This is a genomic window from Marinomonas sp. AWM4_232, assembly GCF_056158325.1.
In genome coordinates this window covers 2896956-2912159 of sequence record NZ_JBSWTA010000001.1, presented here as the reverse complement: position 1 = coordinate 2912159, position 15204 = coordinate 2896956, and the positions used below count along the sequence as shown (strand labels likewise).

General features: G+C 46.4%; 16 protein-coding genes and 2 tRNA genes. 8 read left to right on the top strand and 10 right to left on the bottom strand.

Annotated elements, in window-relative coordinates; genetic code table 11:
• Window positions 1-67: 67 nt before the first annotated feature.
• A complete protein-coding gene (locus ACXAC1_RS13800) occupies window positions 68-820 on the bottom strand; it encodes a HesA/MoeB/ThiF family protein (protein ID WP_475062148.1) in 753 nt (250 codons plus the stop codon).
• A 71-nt stretch (window positions 821-891) separates the two neighbouring features.
• On the opposite strand from ACXAC1_RS13800, the gene ACXAC1_RS13795 reads away from it, so the two are divergent.
• Window positions 892-2190, top strand: coding sequence for an inosine/guanosine kinase (locus ACXAC1_RS13795; protein WP_475062146.1), 1299 nt, complete (start codon window positions 892-894; stop codon window positions 2188-2190).
• A 40-nt stretch (window positions 2191-2230) separates the two neighbouring features.
• On the opposite strand, the gene ACXAC1_RS13790 is transcribed toward ACXAC1_RS13795, so the two are convergent.
• Both ACXAC1_RS13790 and ACXAC1_RS13785 read right to left on the bottom strand, forming a co-directional pair.
• Window positions 2231-2316 (bottom strand) — tRNA-Leu (locus tag ACXAC1_RS13790).
• Between the two features lie 60 nt (window positions 2317-2376).
• Window positions 2377-3570, bottom strand: coding sequence for an EAL and HDOD domain-containing protein (locus ACXAC1_RS13785; RefSeq protein ID WP_475062144.1), 1194 nt, complete (start codon window positions 3568-3570; stop codon window positions 2377-2379).
• Window positions 3571-3793: 223 nt separating this feature from the next.
• On the opposite strand from ACXAC1_RS13785, the gene ACXAC1_RS13780 reads away from it, so the two are divergent.
• The 6 genes from ACXAC1_RS13780 to ACXAC1_RS13755 all read left to right on the top strand — a co-directional run bounded on the left by ACXAC1_RS13780 (window position 3794) and on the right by ACXAC1_RS13755 (window position 8053).
• Window positions 3794-3869 (top strand) — tRNA-Ala (locus ACXAC1_RS13780).
• Window positions 3870-3989: 120 nt separating this feature from the next.
• Window positions 3990-4829, top strand: a complete 840-nt coding sequence (locus ACXAC1_RS13775) for a bifunctional transcriptional activator/DNA repair enzyme AdaA (RefSeq protein ID WP_475062143.1) — start codon at window positions 3990-3992, stop codon at window positions 4827-4829.
• Window positions 4822-5445 carry an alpha-ketoglutarate-dependent dioxygenase AlkB family protein gene (locus ACXAC1_RS13770; protein WP_475062141.1) on the top strand — a complete coding sequence of 208 codons (624 nt, stop codon included), beginning with the start codon at window positions 4822-4824 and terminating at the stop codon, window positions 5443-5445. Before ACXAC1_RS13775 ends, ACXAC1_RS13770 begins: the two co-directional genes overlap by 8 nt.
• An 87-nt stretch (window positions 5446-5532) precedes the next feature.
• Window positions 5533-6543 (top strand): tryptophan--tRNA ligase, encoded by a 1011-nt coding sequence (locus tag ACXAC1_RS13765; RefSeq protein WP_475062140.1) that lies wholly within the window; start codon window positions 5533-5535, stop codon window positions 6541-6543.
• A gap of 16 nt (window positions 6544-6559) precedes the next feature.
• Window positions 6560-7435, top strand: coding sequence for a Tim44 domain-containing protein (locus ACXAC1_RS13760; RefSeq protein WP_475062138.1), 876 nt, complete (start codon window positions 6560-6562; stop codon window positions 7433-7435).
• A 105-nt stretch (window positions 7436-7540) separates the two neighbouring features.
• Entirely contained in the window at window positions 7541-8053 is a 513-nt protein-coding gene (locus ACXAC1_RS13755) for a chemotaxis protein CheW (RefSeq protein WP_211342203.1), read from the top strand.
• 60 nt (window positions 8054-8113) lie between these two features.
• On the opposite strand, the gene ACXAC1_RS13750 is transcribed toward ACXAC1_RS13755, so the two are convergent.
• Entirely contained in the window at window positions 8114-8548 is a 435-nt protein-coding gene (locus tag ACXAC1_RS13750) for an acyl-CoA thioesterase (protein ID WP_133563784.1), read from the bottom strand.
• A gap of 187 nt (window positions 8549-8735) precedes the next feature.
• Here ACXAC1_RS13750 and ACXAC1_RS13745 point away from each other — a divergent pair, with 187 nt between their 5' ends.
• On the top strand, window positions 8736-9887 hold the full coding sequence (locus tag ACXAC1_RS13745) for a methionine aminotransferase (protein ID WP_475062136.1): 1152 nt from the start codon (window positions 8736-8738) through the stop codon (window positions 9885-9887).
• Between the two features lie 4 nt (window positions 9888-9891).
• On the opposite strand, the gene ACXAC1_RS13740 is transcribed toward ACXAC1_RS13745, so the two are convergent.
• The 6 genes from ACXAC1_RS13740 to ACXAC1_RS13715 are packed head-to-tail and all read right to left on the bottom strand — an operon-like array spanning window position 9892 to window position 15204.
• Complete coding sequence (locus ACXAC1_RS13740) at window positions 9892-10650, bottom strand: cobalt-precorrin 5A hydrolase (protein ID WP_475062134.1); 759 nt, start codon at window positions 10648-10650, stop codon at window positions 9892-9894.
• The gene (gene cobI, locus ACXAC1_RS13735; RefSeq protein WP_475062133.1) at window positions 10647-11363 is read right to left on the bottom strand and encodes a precorrin-2 C(20)-methyltransferase; all 717 of its coding nucleotides are present in this window, start codon (window positions 11361-11363) and stop codon (window positions 10647-10649) included. Before cobI ends, ACXAC1_RS13740 begins: the two co-directional genes overlap by 4 nt.
• Complete coding sequence (gene cbiE / locus ACXAC1_RS13730; protein WP_475062132.1) at window positions 11360-12637, bottom strand: precorrin-6y C5,15-methyltransferase (decarboxylating) subunit CbiE; 1278 nt, start codon at window positions 12635-12637, stop codon at window positions 11360-11362. Before cbiE ends, cobI begins: the two co-directional genes overlap by 4 nt.
• A gap of 21 nt (window positions 12638-12658) precedes the next feature.
• Window positions 12659-13300 carry a precorrin-8X methylmutase gene (locus tag ACXAC1_RS13725; RefSeq protein ID WP_475062130.1) on the bottom strand — a complete coding sequence of 214 codons (642 nt, stop codon included), beginning with the start codon at window positions 13298-13300 and terminating at the stop codon, window positions 12659-12661.
• Window positions 13297-14073, bottom strand: a complete 777-nt coding sequence (locus ACXAC1_RS13720) for a precorrin-6A/cobalt-precorrin-6A reductase (protein ID WP_475062129.1) — start codon at window positions 14071-14073, stop codon at window positions 13297-13299. Before ACXAC1_RS13720 ends, ACXAC1_RS13725 begins: the two co-directional genes overlap by 4 nt.
• A gap of 9 nt (window positions 14074-14082) precedes the next feature.
• Entirely contained in the window at window positions 14083-15204 is a 1122-nt protein-coding gene (locus ACXAC1_RS13715) for a cobalt-precorrin-5B (C(1))-methyltransferase (protein WP_475062127.1), read from the bottom strand.

Here is a 15204-nt window from a genome sequence, read left to right as displayed (position 1 = left end):
GGCATAGGATAAAGAAACCGCTAACAAATAGACACCGAAGAAAATTTATTAATAAAATAGGGGTATTCTATGAATTTTGAAGGCCACAACAAGGGCATTCCGGATCTTGTGAAAGTCGCATACTACGCCAATCACCACTTAACCCGTCAAATAACTGCAATACACCATGTTTTACAGCCCCTGTCCCACTTAACAACTTGATCGCTGATAAGGCTTGCTGCACACCAATCGTACCGACGACAGGGCCAATGATACCATTGGTATTACAGCTCAACTGCTGATCAGACAGGTCTGGGTATAAACATTCGTAGCATGGCGCTGTCTGTTCATCATAACGAAACACCACCAACTGCCCTTCCCAGCGTATCGCGGCACCACTTACCAAAGGAACCTGATGCCTTTGCGCCCAACGATGCACTATTTGGCGAGTCGAGAAGTTATCGCAGCAATCTAAGATAACATCACAGTCCGCTAAGTACTGATCAATATTGTCAGCGGTTAATCTCAACTGATGCGCCTCAATCGTCACATCAGAGTTTCGAGCTTGTAACTGCGCCGCTGCGGCCTGCACTTTTGCTTTACCTATATCATGCTCGGTATAAAGCACTTGGCGTGGCAAATTGCTTAGCTCAATCTCATCATCATCAATGATAGAAAGCCCCCCAACACCAGCGCCTACAAGATAGGTCGCAGCAATATTGCCAAGCCCACCTGCGCCAATCACCACTGCATGCTTGCCAGATAGGTTCATCTGACCTTCAATATCAAAGTTGGTAAGAAGTATTTGTCGGCTATAACGCATCAATGACTGTTCGTTCATACCGTTTATTTCCTGCCCGTTTGGTCAATATTTTTGCTAAAATGCGCACACTTAAACATTGGATAACAACGATGAAATTTCCCGGTCGCCGTAAGATCAAACACTACTTTCCTGTTGCACAGGCAAACAATGGCTTACCAAAGTCAGAAGTCCAACCCACTAAAGACACTTATATCGTGGGCCTAGATGAAACCATTGTCGATGTTATCGCTAAGGTGGATGACGCTTTTCTGGCGCGACATAGTATCCGAAAAGGGCTATCAAACCTAGTCGATCCCCAGACCGCAAGTGCGATCTACCAAGAGCTGGTCGCAGAAGAACGTATCTCAGATCATTTCGCAGGCGGAACCATCGGCAACACTTTGCACAACTACTCAGTATTAGCGGATGATAAGTCTGTTCTATTGGGTGTCATGTCAAATCAGATCAGCCTCAAATCACCAGAGTATCACTACATTTGTGACACCAGCAGCAAAGTCGACATGAATCACTTACAAGGCGTTGCGGGTGATATCGGACGCGGTATTACTCTCATCACTGAAGACGGCGAACGCACTTTCGCTATCGCACCTAATGCTATGGACGATGTCGAGCCTGAAAGCGTCAATGAAGACGTTATCGCCAATGCTGCGGCTTTTGTGACTTGCGCATACCCTTTGCGCCATGCAGGCAAGCCAATTAAAGCCACCTTGATGAAATGTTTACAACTTGCGAAGAAACATCACGTCCCCGTCATTATTACATTAGGCACACAACACCTAGTAGAAGAATACCGCGATGAGATCCAGCAAATTATTGAAGAGTACGCGTCGGTCGTCGCTATGAATGAGCAAGAAGCCGAAGCGCTTACGGGAGAAACTAAGGTACTTAAAGCAGCCGAGAAAACACTAGAATGGTGTGACATGGTGTTACTCACAGCTGGTCCAGTCGGTCTGTACCTGTGCGGATACACAGATGATCAGCTCAAACGTGCCACGACACATCCCATCAAATCTCAAGACATTGCCGATTTTAACCAGTGGGAGTTCTCGCGACCACAACGTAAACGCGACTGCAAAAGCCCTATAAAAGTTTACTCTCACATTGACCCTTACATGGGCGGGCCTGAGCGCATTCGCAATACAAATGGCGCAGGCGATGGCGCCCTATCCGCATTGTTACACGACATAGCCGCGAACAGCTTTCACCAACAGCAGGTGCCACACAGCAGTAAACACAGTGAGAACCATCTTGCTTATTCTTCCTTTGCGCAAATCTGTAAATACGCAAATCGCGTGAGTTACGAAATTCTTAGTCAACATTCGCCAAGGCTATCAAAAGGATTACCAGAAAAAGAAGACAGCTTAGAACAAGCTTATTGGGCAAGATAGAAATAAAAAAGCCGACTTGAAAAAGTCGGCTTTTTTAATATGGTACCAGTGGCCGGACTCGAACCGGCACGCTTTATAGGCAATGGATTTTGAATCCATCGTGTCTACCAATTCCACCACACTGGCTTTGAAATTGTGGGGCACATTTTAGTGCTTTTAACTTTAGTGTCAATGGTTTAGTTCAATTTATTTTAATGTCTCGGTAACCTGATTTGCCCAACTCAAAGCATCAAAAAAAGCAGAATTAACGGATCGTCTTATTTTAATTGGTAACTTGGATATTCTACTCCAATTTTCGTCTTCCATGAGAGTAACGCTATACAGTATTTTTCCAAGCGGTCCACGAAACTCCATAATTGCAGATTGCAGCTCTGAGGCGAGTGCAATCTGCGACATCAGCTCTTTACGGGGCATTTGTAGCAGTTGATCCATTCCAGAGATAATCCCCACCGTAAAAGCCTGATCCGATGAAATCGATTTCGACTGTTCCGCCAAAAGCTCGCAACACTTTGCTCTAATCAATAAAGTTCTTAGCAATTCTATATTCTTCGTTCCCTGGGAACTCAGAGCTATTAACAATGACCAACGCTTTATTTGCGTTAGACCAAGATAAACAACCGCTTCTTTAATGGATTCAACTTTTCGAGTTAGCCCCACTACAGGGCTATTCATTAAACGCAGCATTTGCAAAGACAACGTTGGATTTTGCTCCACCATTGCAGCCACAACTCCAATTGAAATCGTGTCAGATTGCAGCGCATTAACCAGTTTTAACGAGCTTTGGGTATCCGACTCTATCTTTTTTCCTTTGATAATCTCAGGGCGGCGCAGATAATAGCCTTGAAAATACTGAAAACCTAATCCTAGACATTGCTGAAACATAATCTCATCTTCTACCTTTTCAGCTACCAGCTCGATCTCACGATTTTGTAAAGCCTTTATTTCCTGTAAAACTGAGCTAGGCGGAGTTTTTAGTACATCTATTTTTACCATGGACATGTAGGGTAAAAGCGGATCATAGGAAGAGGTGAAGTGATAATCATCAAGAACAAATCGGAACCCTTTGCTATGCCAGCGAATCACAGCATCTATAAATTCCTGTGTGATTTTTTGGTCTTCTAGGATTTCAATATAGACGGCTTCAGGCGATATTGGAAAAAAAGCATCTGACAACACCAGCTCTGTAGTCATGTTGATAAAGAAAGGCTGTCGTGTTTGTGCTTCTAGGTTACTAATGCCGATACACAAATTTACAATAACTTGGCTAGTCGCTGCTTCAGGGTCATCAAAAACTGCTTCGCCCTCCTGATTGCCTCGAAACAGCAACTCATAGCCAAACAAATTCTTACGACGGTCGTAGATTGGCTGTTGCGCCATCATTAACTCATCATGTCCTGTTATCGCTAACTCCATCATTACTTCCTAGAGTTCATGTTATTTCCTTAATTGGCAAACTTACACCAAGCTCCCAAAAGATACTTTACTTAGAAATAAAAATACACCGCCCTGTTGTACTAAATTTCCTCTTTGATGTACAAATACTTTAGTAACATAATGTTATGTTGACTTATTGGTTTCGATATATAAAATTCAGTTCTGAATTGGGGCTATAGCTCAGCTGGGAGAGCGCTTGCATGGCATGCAAGAGGTCAGCGGTTCGATCCCGCTTAGCTCCACCAACCACATCTCTTCTGCATGACACCTTCTTATTAAAATCTAAACTTCACAAGTTTTGGGTCGATCTTTCAATAGAAATCGCTACCATGAAGACATGTTTTCATTGGTATACAATATTCTCTATGACTGACTCTCGTGATTACCTTCGTATTCAGAAAGCAATTGAATTCATTATTTTGGCAAGGCCGAGACAACCTTCACTTGATGAAATAGCCCAAGCTGTTCATCTTAGCCCACACCATTTTCAGCGCCTATTTCAAAAGTGGGCAGGAGTCTCTCCCAAGAAATTCATACAATTTATCAGCGTAGAGCATGCAAAGTCGTTATTGGAAAGCCATAAAAGCTTACAAGAAACCTCTCATGCAGTAGGACTATCCAGCACTGGACGACTACATGATCTCTTTGTTTCTATCGAAGGTATGACTCCGGGGCAGTATAAATCTTCAGGCGCTGGTCTTAGGATCTATTACGACTTTTATGAAACCTTATTTGGCTCCCTTATTATTGCTACAACTGATATTGGTATTTGCCATATGGCCTTTCATGATGACTGGGGTAAGGCAGAGCAAGAGCTGACAACATTTTTTGCGAACGCCGAGTGCTTCAAACAACCTCATCCGATTCATCAGCAAGGGCTCAGTTTTTTTCAGTCACTAGATCAACCACCTTCGATGATTAAACTTCATGTCGCAGCAAGCCCATTCCAGTTGAAAGTATGGCAATGCTTGTTAAGCATCGAAACAGGGCAGCTTTTAAATTATGCCCAGATTGCTGAACGTATTGGCCAACCAAAAGCTGCGCGGGCGGTGGGTACAGCCATAGCCAACAACCCTATTGCTTACATCATTCCTTGCCATCGAGTGATCCGAAACACTGGCGAATTCGGTAACTATCGTTGGGGAAGCTTAAGAAAAACCGCCATGGTGGGTTGGGAATCATCTCAGGTAAGAAGTAATGATTGAAGATTTATTTGCCGGGCAGCCAGCGCCAGTATTGGAGCTATTACCTTATGATGGTTCAGTTCTCTATCATGGCCAAGTCATTCCAGCAGCACAAGCCGATCAGCACTACCGTGACCTTCTAAATGATATAGAATGGCAACACGATGAAGCGATTATCTATGGTAAACACATCATCACAAAGCGCAAAGTAGCATGGTATGCCGACAAACCCTTTCGCTATACCTATTCCAAGACCACTAAAGTGGCGAAGCCTTGGACACCACTACTACAGGCATTAAAATGTCTGGCTGAGCAACATTGTAATACGCCATTCAACTCATGCTTGCTTAACTTGTATCATGATGGAGCTGAAGGCATGGCATGGCACAGTGATGCTGAAAAAGAGCTGGAGGTAAACGGCACCATTGCTTCGATCAGTTTAGGAGCCGAGCGTAAATTTTCCTTTAAACATAAGACCAGCAAAGAAACCCGTTCTATCCAATTAGAGCACGGCAGCTTACTTGTTATGCAAGGCGAAACTCAGAGCCACTGGCTGCATTCTTTACCCACAACAAAAAAGGTTAACTCGCCCAGGATTAACCTGACTTTCCGTCAAATTCAAACCGTATCACCTTAGTAGTACATCGAGCTCTTTTTAAGCTACGTCTACCCTACTTTTTATGGTAGGGTACACGCACCTTTTTATATGATTGAGTAAGGGAAAATGGGTAAAGAAATTGTTTTAACCGGTATTACAACATCAGGCACACCTCACCTTGGTAACTATGTTGGCGCTATCCGCCCAGCTATCGAAGCAAGCCGTCGTGAAGACACGGAGTCTTTCTTCTTTTTGGCTGACTATCACGCATTAATCAAATGCCAAGATCCAGAGCGTGTAAAACAGTCTCGTCTAGAGATTGCCGCAACCTGGCTTGCGTGCGGCCTTGATACCGACAAAGCAACTTTCTACCGTCAATCTGATATTCCTGAGATTTCAGAGCTGAATTGGCTGCTGACCTGTGTCACAGGTAAAGGGTTAATGAACCGTGCCCACGCCTACAAAGCCAGCGTTGATGAAAACGTCAACAACGGCCAAGACCCTGATTACGGTGTCACAATGGGCCTGTTCTGCTACCCAGTTCTTATGGCTGCGGATATCCTTGCCTTCAATGCCAACAAAGTACCCGTTGGACGTGACCAAATTCAGCACATTGAAATGGCACGCGACATCGCTGCACGTTTTAACCATTTATTTGGTCAACACTTTGTACTGCCTGAAGCCGTCGTGGCAGAAGATGACAGCGCAATTCTTAAGGGCCTAGACGGTCGTAAGATGAGTAAGAGTTACAACAACACCATTCCTCTTTTCGATACCGAGAAAAAACTGAAAAAAGGCATTAACAAGATCGTTACTAACCTTCTTGAGCCTGGTGAGCCAAAAAATCCAAATGGCTCTACGGTATTTGATATCTACAAAGCCTTCGCCACAGAGGAACAGACTGCAGAAATGCGTCAGAAGTTTGCAGAGGGCATTGCTTGGGGTGAAGCGAAGAAGGAACTTTTTGAACTGATCAATGGTCAACTGTCTGAGCCAAGAGAAAAATATCTTGAGCTCATGGCGAACCCTGCCGAAATCGAAGCAGTTTTACAGGCCGGTGCTGAAAAAGCCCGTGCCCGAGCACGAGCTCTGATCTCTGACCTTCGTAATGCAGTTGGTTTGGTTAATTTCGTCTAACTTTGGAGAACAAAAAGTGAAAACATCCGTATATGCCCTATTAATGGCATTTGTATTGGCGATTGGCGTTGGTGGTTTTGCTTCCGACGTACACGCTAAGAAACTTGGCGGCAGCAAGAGCTTTGGTAAAAGCTACTCTGTCAGCAAAAGCCCAACCAGCTCTAGCGCGACATCTGGAACAAACAACACTGGCACCTCAGCAGCGGCTGGCTCAACAACTAAGAAATCTGGTTTCTTAGGTGGACTAGGCGGCGGCCTACTTGGTGGTTTGCTGGCAGGCGGTATTTTCGCAGCCTTACTAGGCTCTGGCGCATTTGATGGCATCTCTTTTGGTGACATTTTATTGTTCGCTCTGATCGGCTTCTTGGTTTATAAATTTTTCTTCGCCAAGAAACGTCAAGCAGCACAAGCCGCTGGCGCACAAGGCATGTACCGTGAAATGCCAAATTCAACACGCGATAATGTACAACCATCGCCAATGGCTGGCATGTCAGGCTTTGGTGCGCAACCTGAGATTCAACTGCCACCAGGCTTCAACGAGCAAGCGTTTATCGCAGAAGCAAAAAATCACTACGTAACGTTGCAAAAAGCGTGGGACGACAACAACTTCGATGAGATTAGCGACTACTTTAGTCAAGATCTTTGTGGTATGTTGCGTCAAGAACGAGCGAAATACGGTTCAGATAAACCACGCACTGAAGTTGTCTCCCTGATGGTAGACCTCGTTCGCGGTGAGTTTATCGGCTCTACAGCTTCTATTTCTCTTCGTTTCACAGGTTGGATCAAAGAAGGCGATCAAACTAATGAAACTAACGAGATCTGGCACCTAGAGAAAAACCTTGAGGACGCTCGTGGCAATTGGACGATTGTTGGCATACAACAAGGCAACTAATTGTTACTTAATTTATCAAGCCATCGCGCTGTAATTCGTCTATTCTACTAAATAAACGAGCAGCGCGTATGCGCATATCACCGGATTGATAATAGGTGTAGAGCCATGTCTGAATTAGCGACAATCAAAGAAGCGGGAAATCTGCCAACAGAAAGTAAAAAGGGTGAGTTATTACAGTACCTTACCTTCAAACTTTTAGATGAAACCTACGGCATTAACGTAATGCAGATTAAGGAAGTACTGCGATACAATGAGATTGCACCTGTACCAGGCGCCCAATCTTACGTACTAGGGATCGTTAACCTTCGTGGTAATGTTGTCACAGTAATTGATACTCGCGTGCGCTTCAGTCTACCTGAATGCACCATTTCAGATGACACTCGCATCATCATTATCGAGCACGACGGTGAGCAAATTGGTATGCTGGTAGACGCTGTAAAAGAAGTTTTCTACCTTTACCAAGGGGAGATTGAGCAGAGCCCAAGCGTGGGTAACGACGAAGCTCTAATGTTCATCCAAGGTGTTTATCAAAAAGATGAAGAGCTGGTTATCTTGCTAGATCTGAACAAAATGATTGATGCTGATAACGAGCAGCTAGCAATTGGCTCAATGATTTAAGTCAGTTGTTGAGGATTCTAAAAAGCAGCCCATTGGCTGCTTTTTTTATTTTGGCTCTAGTTAATACAATTCATTCATCGTTTCATGGACGTAATCAGGCAAGTCTTCCTCTGCTGGAATCGGCATAGATTTCCCTTCCTCATCGATTGCTACGAACTTGAACATACCCTCGGTTACTTTTTCACGTTTTCCAATACGACCACGGCGGACCCATGCTTCAACATGAATATTCATGGAAGTGCGTCCAACAGATTCGACGTAGGTATATACACCTAAAATATCCCCTACTTTCACGGGGCGAATAAAACTCATACTATCCAGCGCAACCGTCACAACTCTGGATTGCGCCCGCTGGCCAGCGCAAATCCCTGCCGCGATATCCATTTGAGACACAACCCATCCACCGAAAATATCCCCTGCAGGGTTGGTATCACCTGGCATTGCGACAGTACGCGTCGTTAAACGACCTTTAGTTTGCATTTTTTCGTCGGACATCCATACACCTCTTGGTTCCAGTTATCTCTTTGTTATAGCAGAGCTAAACGCCAGATTCAGTAAAAGAATGATCTAACCTTCGATTTTAAAAACCTGTTAAACGGACACATATTGGATCTTTATCTCGTGTTGCCACTGCATTAGGATTGAACTCTTGATTTTATTACGCAGTAGATAGGAATCACTCATGCGCCAGTTCGACAGCAAACTCCCCAGTACCGGCACGACCATTTTTACGCAAATGTCGGAATTGGCCGCCAAGCATCAGGCGATCAATTTATCACAAGGTTTTCCTGATTTTGATGGGCCAAGCGAGCTGCTAAGTCGAGTGGATCACTATATTCAGCATGGCGCCAACCAATATGCTCCGATGACGGGCGTACCATCATTACGCCAAGCCATCAGTGCTAAGCTGGCTCGTTGCTATGATTATCAGGCGAATGCTGATACGGACATCACGGTGACCTCTGGCGCCACCGAAGCCTTGTTCGCCACTATTTCAGCGTTTGTGCGCCCTGGCGATGAGGTGATTGTATTTGACCCTGCCTACGATTCTTACGACCCTGCGATTCGCTTAAATGGTGGTACACCTGTGCATATCGCCTTGCTGCCGCCTAGTTTTGCGATTAATTGGCAAACGGTCGTGAACGCGATTACCCCCAGCACCAAAGCCATCATTGTCAATTCGCCTCATAACCCAACGGGCACAGTATTTTCGGCTAATGATCTAGAAGCGCTGTACAGTATTGCTGATCAACATGATTTGTTGGTGCTATCCGATGAAGTCTACGAGCACATTGTGTTTGAAGGTGCCGAACATCAAAGCGTGTTGCGCCACAAAGAACTCGCGAAGCGCAGCGTGGTCGTATCGTCTTTCGGAAAGACTTACCACACTACAGGTTGGAAAATTGGCTACTGTGTTGCGCCGACGCCACTGATGACAGAAGTACGTAAGGTGCACCAGTACCTGACCTTTAGTACCAGCACACCGATGCAACTCGCTTTGGCGGATTTTTTAAACGCTCATCCTGAACACGATGAAGTACTGCCAAGTTTCTACCAACAAAAACGTGACTTCTTCAATAAGGCCATGAGTGAAAGCCGCTTCACTTTCACACCATCACCTGGTACTTATTTTCAATTAATGGATTACAGCGCCATCAAAGATGTGCCGGATACGGAATTTGCGCTTTGGTTAATTGGGGCGGCTGGCGTCGCAGCGATTCCGATTTCTGTGTTCTACCAAACGCCCCCTGAAGATATGCGCTTGGTTCGTTTCTGTTTTGCCAAGCAAGCCAGCACACTGAGTGCAGCGACGCAAGACCTTACTACTCTCTAAGGATTTAAGCCTGATACACCCGAGCCACCGCACAGGTGGCTTTAGGGTTTTTAATCTTGTTTAAACAAAGTTCTGGGCTCCCATGCGTCAAATTCTGAGCACCCAGAAGCGCCGCTGACTCAGCCACTCCATACACCCCAACCGTTTTAAACACATACTCAGAACGCGTACTTAATAAAGGCTCTACATTCTTAAGCGCAGCGGCATCGTAAGTAATAAAAGGCCATTGATATTTTTCAGCTAACTCAATCAAGTGGGTTTCATCAGCTTTAATATCGATACTGTAAAGCCCTGCAATCTGATCTGGCTGTAAGCCAACTGTCTCCAGCGCTTCGAGCATCAAGCTTTCCAGATATTCAAGTGGACAGTTTCGCTCACAGCCCATACCAAGCACATAGACTGGATTTAAATAGGCGTTAGCGGTGGTCATCACCAACTCTGCATTCAGCGTCTCAGCTACCTCACTACCCCATTGATTGGCACCACCTTCATGACCAGATAATAGAGGAATCACAAAGCGCCCCAATTCATCTAATACCAATACCGGTGGGTCTTGTAACTTGCTCTCTATGACAGGCGCCAACGTACGCATGACAATGCCCGTTGCGCAAATGAAGAGTAGCGGATCGCCTTCGCGAAAAAAGCCTTGAACGGTTTCAGTAAATGGCTTGGGCTTAAAATATAATTGGCTGTCTGGTAGCAATGCTTCCAGACGCTTTCCTAGCGCCTGTCCTGCATCAGTTAACGCAATAATACGAATCATCGTGTGCCGCGCTCTTTGCGTGAAACAATAAACAATGAAAAATATGGTCCATACTCATTCTGCAGGTGGCGTACATCGTTTTCTACTAACTGATTATCTCGTCCCACGTATTCCACATATTTAGCGTCTTCTATGCGTTCGGTGAGCGCTAAGGCTTTCATAATCGTTGGGCGGGCACGGCCTGCTTTCATAATCACAACCGAATCATGTAAGCGCAGCGCTTCTACAAGTTGCTGCTCTGTATGACGACCACTCACCACACAAAAGGATTCTTTTAATACCGTCAACGGATGTTGAAGCTCAGCCGCCGCCGCATGAATGCTGGAAATCCCTGGCACCACTTGAATCAGACTTTTGCCTTCTAAACGTTCCATCAAGTAGGTAAACGAACCAAAAAACAGTGGATCGCCTTCACATAAAAACGCGACATTAAGCCCTACTTCAAGCGCTTCTGAGATCGCCTGCGCGCCTTCGTCATAAGCATTATTGGCTGCTTCACGACGAGTCGACATAGGCATGGGAATAACAATATCAGAATGGCTTGATTGACGGCCTTCTAGTGCCAACACTGCAATCTGCTTCGCCTGCGATTGACCTGACTCGCCAACTAAATACGCCAATACATCGGCCTGCTGAATCAAACGCATGGCCTTTAAGGTCACTAATTCTGGATCGCCAGGGCCGACACCGATGCCAAAGAATGTGCCGCTCATAAATGCTCTCCTGGTAGACATTTCTCAAACCGCCATAAACTCACAGGCAAATGGGGGCGTCGAATACGCTTACCCGCCAAACGCTCACTACGATAAACCTGAATCGTCGAACTTTCGTCGTAAGCATCTTGTGCCGCATCGCGCTTGGCAAGAAATGCCATGGTTTCCATCATAGTCACATCGGTGACAGCATTGACTAACAACACGCCACCAAGCGGCAGTCGCTGCCAAACATCGTCTAACAGATCTGCCATTTCACCATCACTACCGCCGATAAACACACGTTTTGGTGCGGGTAAATTAGCAAAGGCTTCCGGCGCTCGACCATGAACGACATGCAGATTTTTCACCACACCAAAATGCTCGCGGTTAGCCTCAAGACAAGACAATCGCGTTTCATGGTGCTCAATGGCATATATCTCGCTCTCAGGATTCCAATAAGCCAATTCAACACTGACGCCGCCACAGCCAGCACCGATGTCCCATACAACTTCTTTCGCTTCGACACCGAGATAAGACAAAACCGCTAAACGTACTTCACGCTTAGTAATCATGCCTTGGCCATCGCCTTTATCCGTAATGAAAAGCCCATCTTTAAAACCTGGTGTCGATGGTAAGCGGCCTGGCTGAGCACTGGTATTGACGATCACCACGTTGAGAGGATCAAAGATGTCGTCTACTTGCGCTAAGCTGTTCGCGGTATAACGCGTGACACGCTCATGGTCATAGCCCAAGCGCTCACAGACAAACAGCTCACTTAAACCAAGCCCCATCTCCACACACTCTTTGGCAATCGCCTGTGGATTATTGGTTTTATCGGTCAACAGCAACAAGGTTTTGGAAGGGTGTAACTGAGTACGAATCGATGCCAAAGGTCGACCATGGACACTGAACACTTGCGCGTTTTGTAAGGAGATCCCGAGACGGTGGCAAGCGGCTTGAATGCTTGAAACATTGGGATAAAAGCGTACTTCTTGATCGGCAAATGAGCGATGCACCCAAGCACCGATACCGTAATACAGAGGGTCGCCTGAAGCCAAAATCGCCACTCGCTCAACCCCTAAAGACGCCCACTCATCCATATGATGCTTTAAGTCATTCAGCTTTGGCAGCACATGCGTCTGCGCTTTGGTGCCGTAGGTTTTGACCATCGATAGCTGACGCTCACTGCCAACGAGCTTATCGTGCTCGGTTAGCTTTGCCAGAACATCCTGCGCTTCTTTTGGTAGCTGCGCTTGCTCATTGATGCCCAGTCCTATCACGTGAATTTTCACTGTTAACCCTTACCGCTTAAATTAATAATATTCACCGATGTTACAACGCAGCAATGCGTTACAGCTGGCAGAGGTCACCGCACTGCCGCCCATTCGACCGAGCAAGGTAATACACTCAATGCCCAGCGCTTTGTGATCATCCCATAACGCTTGCTTAGACTCAGCGGCGCCAACAAAGCCTACCGGCATACCAATGATCAATGCAGGCTTTGGCGCGCCAGCACGGATCATTTCAAGTAATCGAAACAAAGCCGTCGGTGCATTACCAATCAAAACCACACTGCCTTCCAGCAGCTCCTGCCAAAGGCTTAGCGCCGCCATAGAGCGGGTCTCGCCTTTTGATTTAGCAAGATCTGCCGTACGCGGATCATTCAAGAAGCACAGCGGCTCACGCTCAATCATGCGTTTAGTGACGCCCTGCTTGACCATCTCTACATCACAAAGAATAGGACAATTTTTCGCGAGCGCCGCTCGGCCAGCTTCACAGGCATGGTCACTAAAGCGTACTTGTTCAGCCACATCAGGAAGCCCAAGGCTATGCACCACGCGCATCACCACTTGCTGAGCATCACGGGATAAATGATCAAGCTGTGTCAGTTCACGGATTTGGCGGAAGCTTTCGTTTTCAATGCCTTGTGGCGTAGGATCGTACTGATAAGTCACTGTTGTTGGGATTCCTGAGCAGTGGATGCAGGGCCTTTCAATGCCTGCACCGCTTTAATAAGTTGGGAGTAGTCGGAAAAAGTCCGTACTGCGTCTCTCTCGTCTGGACGCTGCTGTAGTAATACGCTGATACCTAATTCACGAGCGGCATCAAGCTTCGCCGACGTGGAGTCGCCACCGCTATTTTTGGTCACGATCACATCAATTTGATGCTCTTTTAATAAGTGTCTCTCGTGCTCGATATCAAACGGACCAATGGCTTTCAGCCAAGAAATTTTATCAGGCACATCAAATTTTGGCAGAGCTGCCGTGCGCCAAACGCCTTGTTCAAAACCTTCTATTTGAGTGATCGTAAGTAATTGCTCTAAAGACATTTGCCCTGCGCTAAGCAATGGGCGCTTAAAGCCTTTTAGGCGCTCTAATAAGTCGTCATCCGTTGGGGAAAAATGCCAATCATCGCCCTTTTGAGCCTGCCAAGCTGGACGCAAGAAACGCCAAACCGGCACACCGGTTTCCATACCTGCTGTCACGGCTTTATCGCTCATGGTGGCGGCATAAGGGTGCGTTGCGTTAATGACTAAATCAATCTGACGCTCCTTAAGAAAAGAGGCCAAGCCACCAAACTGGGTAAAACCACCAACAAGAACTTCACAAGGTAATGTCGGGACGCGCACTAACCCCGCTATCGAATACAGCACGTCAAAACCGAGCTGACTAAAGCGTTCGGCTAAATGGCGCCCATCGGCGGTGCCGCCTAATAAAAGAATTTTCATAGCTTTCCTTTAGTTCGATATGCCCTGATCAAGCGCTTGTCCGACAAACTGACCTTTACGGTCAATAGCCAGCACTTCAAGTGCCATATGCATTGGCACAAAGCGACGACAAAAATCGAGGGCTTGCTGGCACACTGCATCGGCTAATACGATGCCTTCTGCTTGAGCGAATTTTAACGCTTCGACACTGGTGTTGGCTTGGCACATGTTACCTTGTAGAGCCTCAGACGCCCCTAATGTTTTGGCGAGCTCTGCCAAGGCATCTAAATTAATGGACGAGGCACGGGAGTTTAAATCCATATGCTGCTGTGCCAGTTTGCTTATTTTACCAAAACCGCCACAGATGGTGAGTTTTTCAAGGTGAGCTTCTTTGCTTTCTAAACGTTTCACGTGCTTTAACAATGCCCCAACGAAATCGCCCATCTCGATCAACGCCATATCGTCTAAACCATCGCGTTCTTGAATCGCCGTTTCACTGGCATTACCAGTGGTGGCGGCAATATATCGATGTCCATTGGCACGGGCCACATCAACCCCTTGCTGGATCGAAGCAATGTAAGCGCCACAGGAAAACGGGCGTACGATGCCCGTGGTGCCTAAAATGGAAATGCCGCCGAGAATGCCCAAACGTGGATTCATGGTTTTAAGAGCTAGCTGCTCGCCCTGCTCTACACCAACGGTCACCTGAAACCCACCTTGATAGCCTTGCTCTCGGGCAATGGCATTCAAATGATCAGAGATCATTTTTCGCGGCACGGGATTGATGGCAGGCTCACCTACGTCAAGCAAGAGCCCTGTTCGTGTGACCGTACCAACGCCTTTGCCTGCCACAAACTTAATGCCTTGTTCTGAGGTAAGCGCTAGTTCAACCCAAACCGTTGCACCGTGGGTAACATCAGGATCGTCCCCGGCATCTTTAATAGTGGTGGCTTTAACAGAGTGATCAGCGATGTCATAAGAAATGATCTCAAGAGACACTTCTTGGCCTTTGGGCAAGGTGACAAATACGTTAGACGCTTGCTGTTTCGTGAGCAACGCCATGGCAGCCGCCACCGAACATGCAGTGGCACATGTGCCTGTCGTCAGCCCTGATCGAAGCGGCTTTGGCTCGTCACTACTTTCTGGCCACAT

Excerpts from the sequence above, each read along its gene's own strand:
- ACXAC1_RS13800 (WP_475062148.1), bottom strand. The coding sequence starts at position 820 with ATGAACGAACAGTCATTGATGCGTTATAGCCGACAAATACTTCTTACC.
- ACXAC1_RS13795 (WP_475062146.1), top strand. The coding sequence starts at position 892 with ATGAAATTTCCCGGTCGCCGTAAGATCAAACACTACTTTCCTGTTGCA.
- ACXAC1_RS13785 (WP_475062144.1), bottom strand. The coding sequence starts at position 3,570 with ATGATGGCGCAACAGCCAATCTACGACCGTCGTAAGAATTTGTTTGGC.
- ACXAC1_RS13775 (WP_475062143.1), top strand. The coding sequence starts at position 3,990 with ATGACTGACTCTCGTGATTACCTTCGTATTCAGAAAGCAATTGAATTC.
- ACXAC1_RS13770 (WP_475062141.1), top strand. The coding sequence starts at position 4,822 with ATGATTGAAGATTTATTTGCCGGGCAGCCAGCGCCAGTATTGGAGCTA.
- ACXAC1_RS13765 (WP_475062140.1), top strand. The coding sequence starts at position 5,533 with ATGGGTAAAGAAATTGTTTTAACCGGTATTACAACATCAGGCACACCT.
- ACXAC1_RS13755 (WP_211342203.1), top strand. The coding sequence starts at position 7,541 with ATGTCTGAATTAGCGACAATCAAAGAAGCGGGAAATCTGCCAACAGAA.
- ACXAC1_RS13750 (WP_133563784.1), bottom strand. The coding sequence starts at position 8,548 with ATGTCCGACGAAAAAATGCAAACTAAAGGTCGTTTAACGACGCGTACT.
- ACXAC1_RS13745 (WP_475062136.1), top strand. The coding sequence starts at position 8,736 with ATGCGCCAGTTCGACAGCAAACTCCCCAGTACCGGCACGACCATTTTT.
- ACXAC1_RS13740 (WP_475062134.1), bottom strand. The coding sequence starts at position 10,650 with ATGATTCGTATTATTGCGTTAACTGATGCAGGACAGGCGCTAGGAAAG.
- cobI (WP_475062133.1), bottom strand. The coding sequence starts at position 11,363 with ATGAGCGGCACATTCTTTGGCATCGGTGTCGGCCCTGGCGATCCAGAA.
- ACXAC1_RS13720 (WP_475062129.1), bottom strand. The coding sequence starts at position 14,073 with ATGAAAATTCTTTTATTAGGCGGCACCGCCGATGGGCGCCATTTAGCC.
- ACXAC1_RS13715 (WP_475062127.1), bottom strand. The coding sequence starts at position 15,204 with ATGTGGCCAGAAAGTAGTGACGAGCCAAAGCCGCTTCGATCAGGGCTG.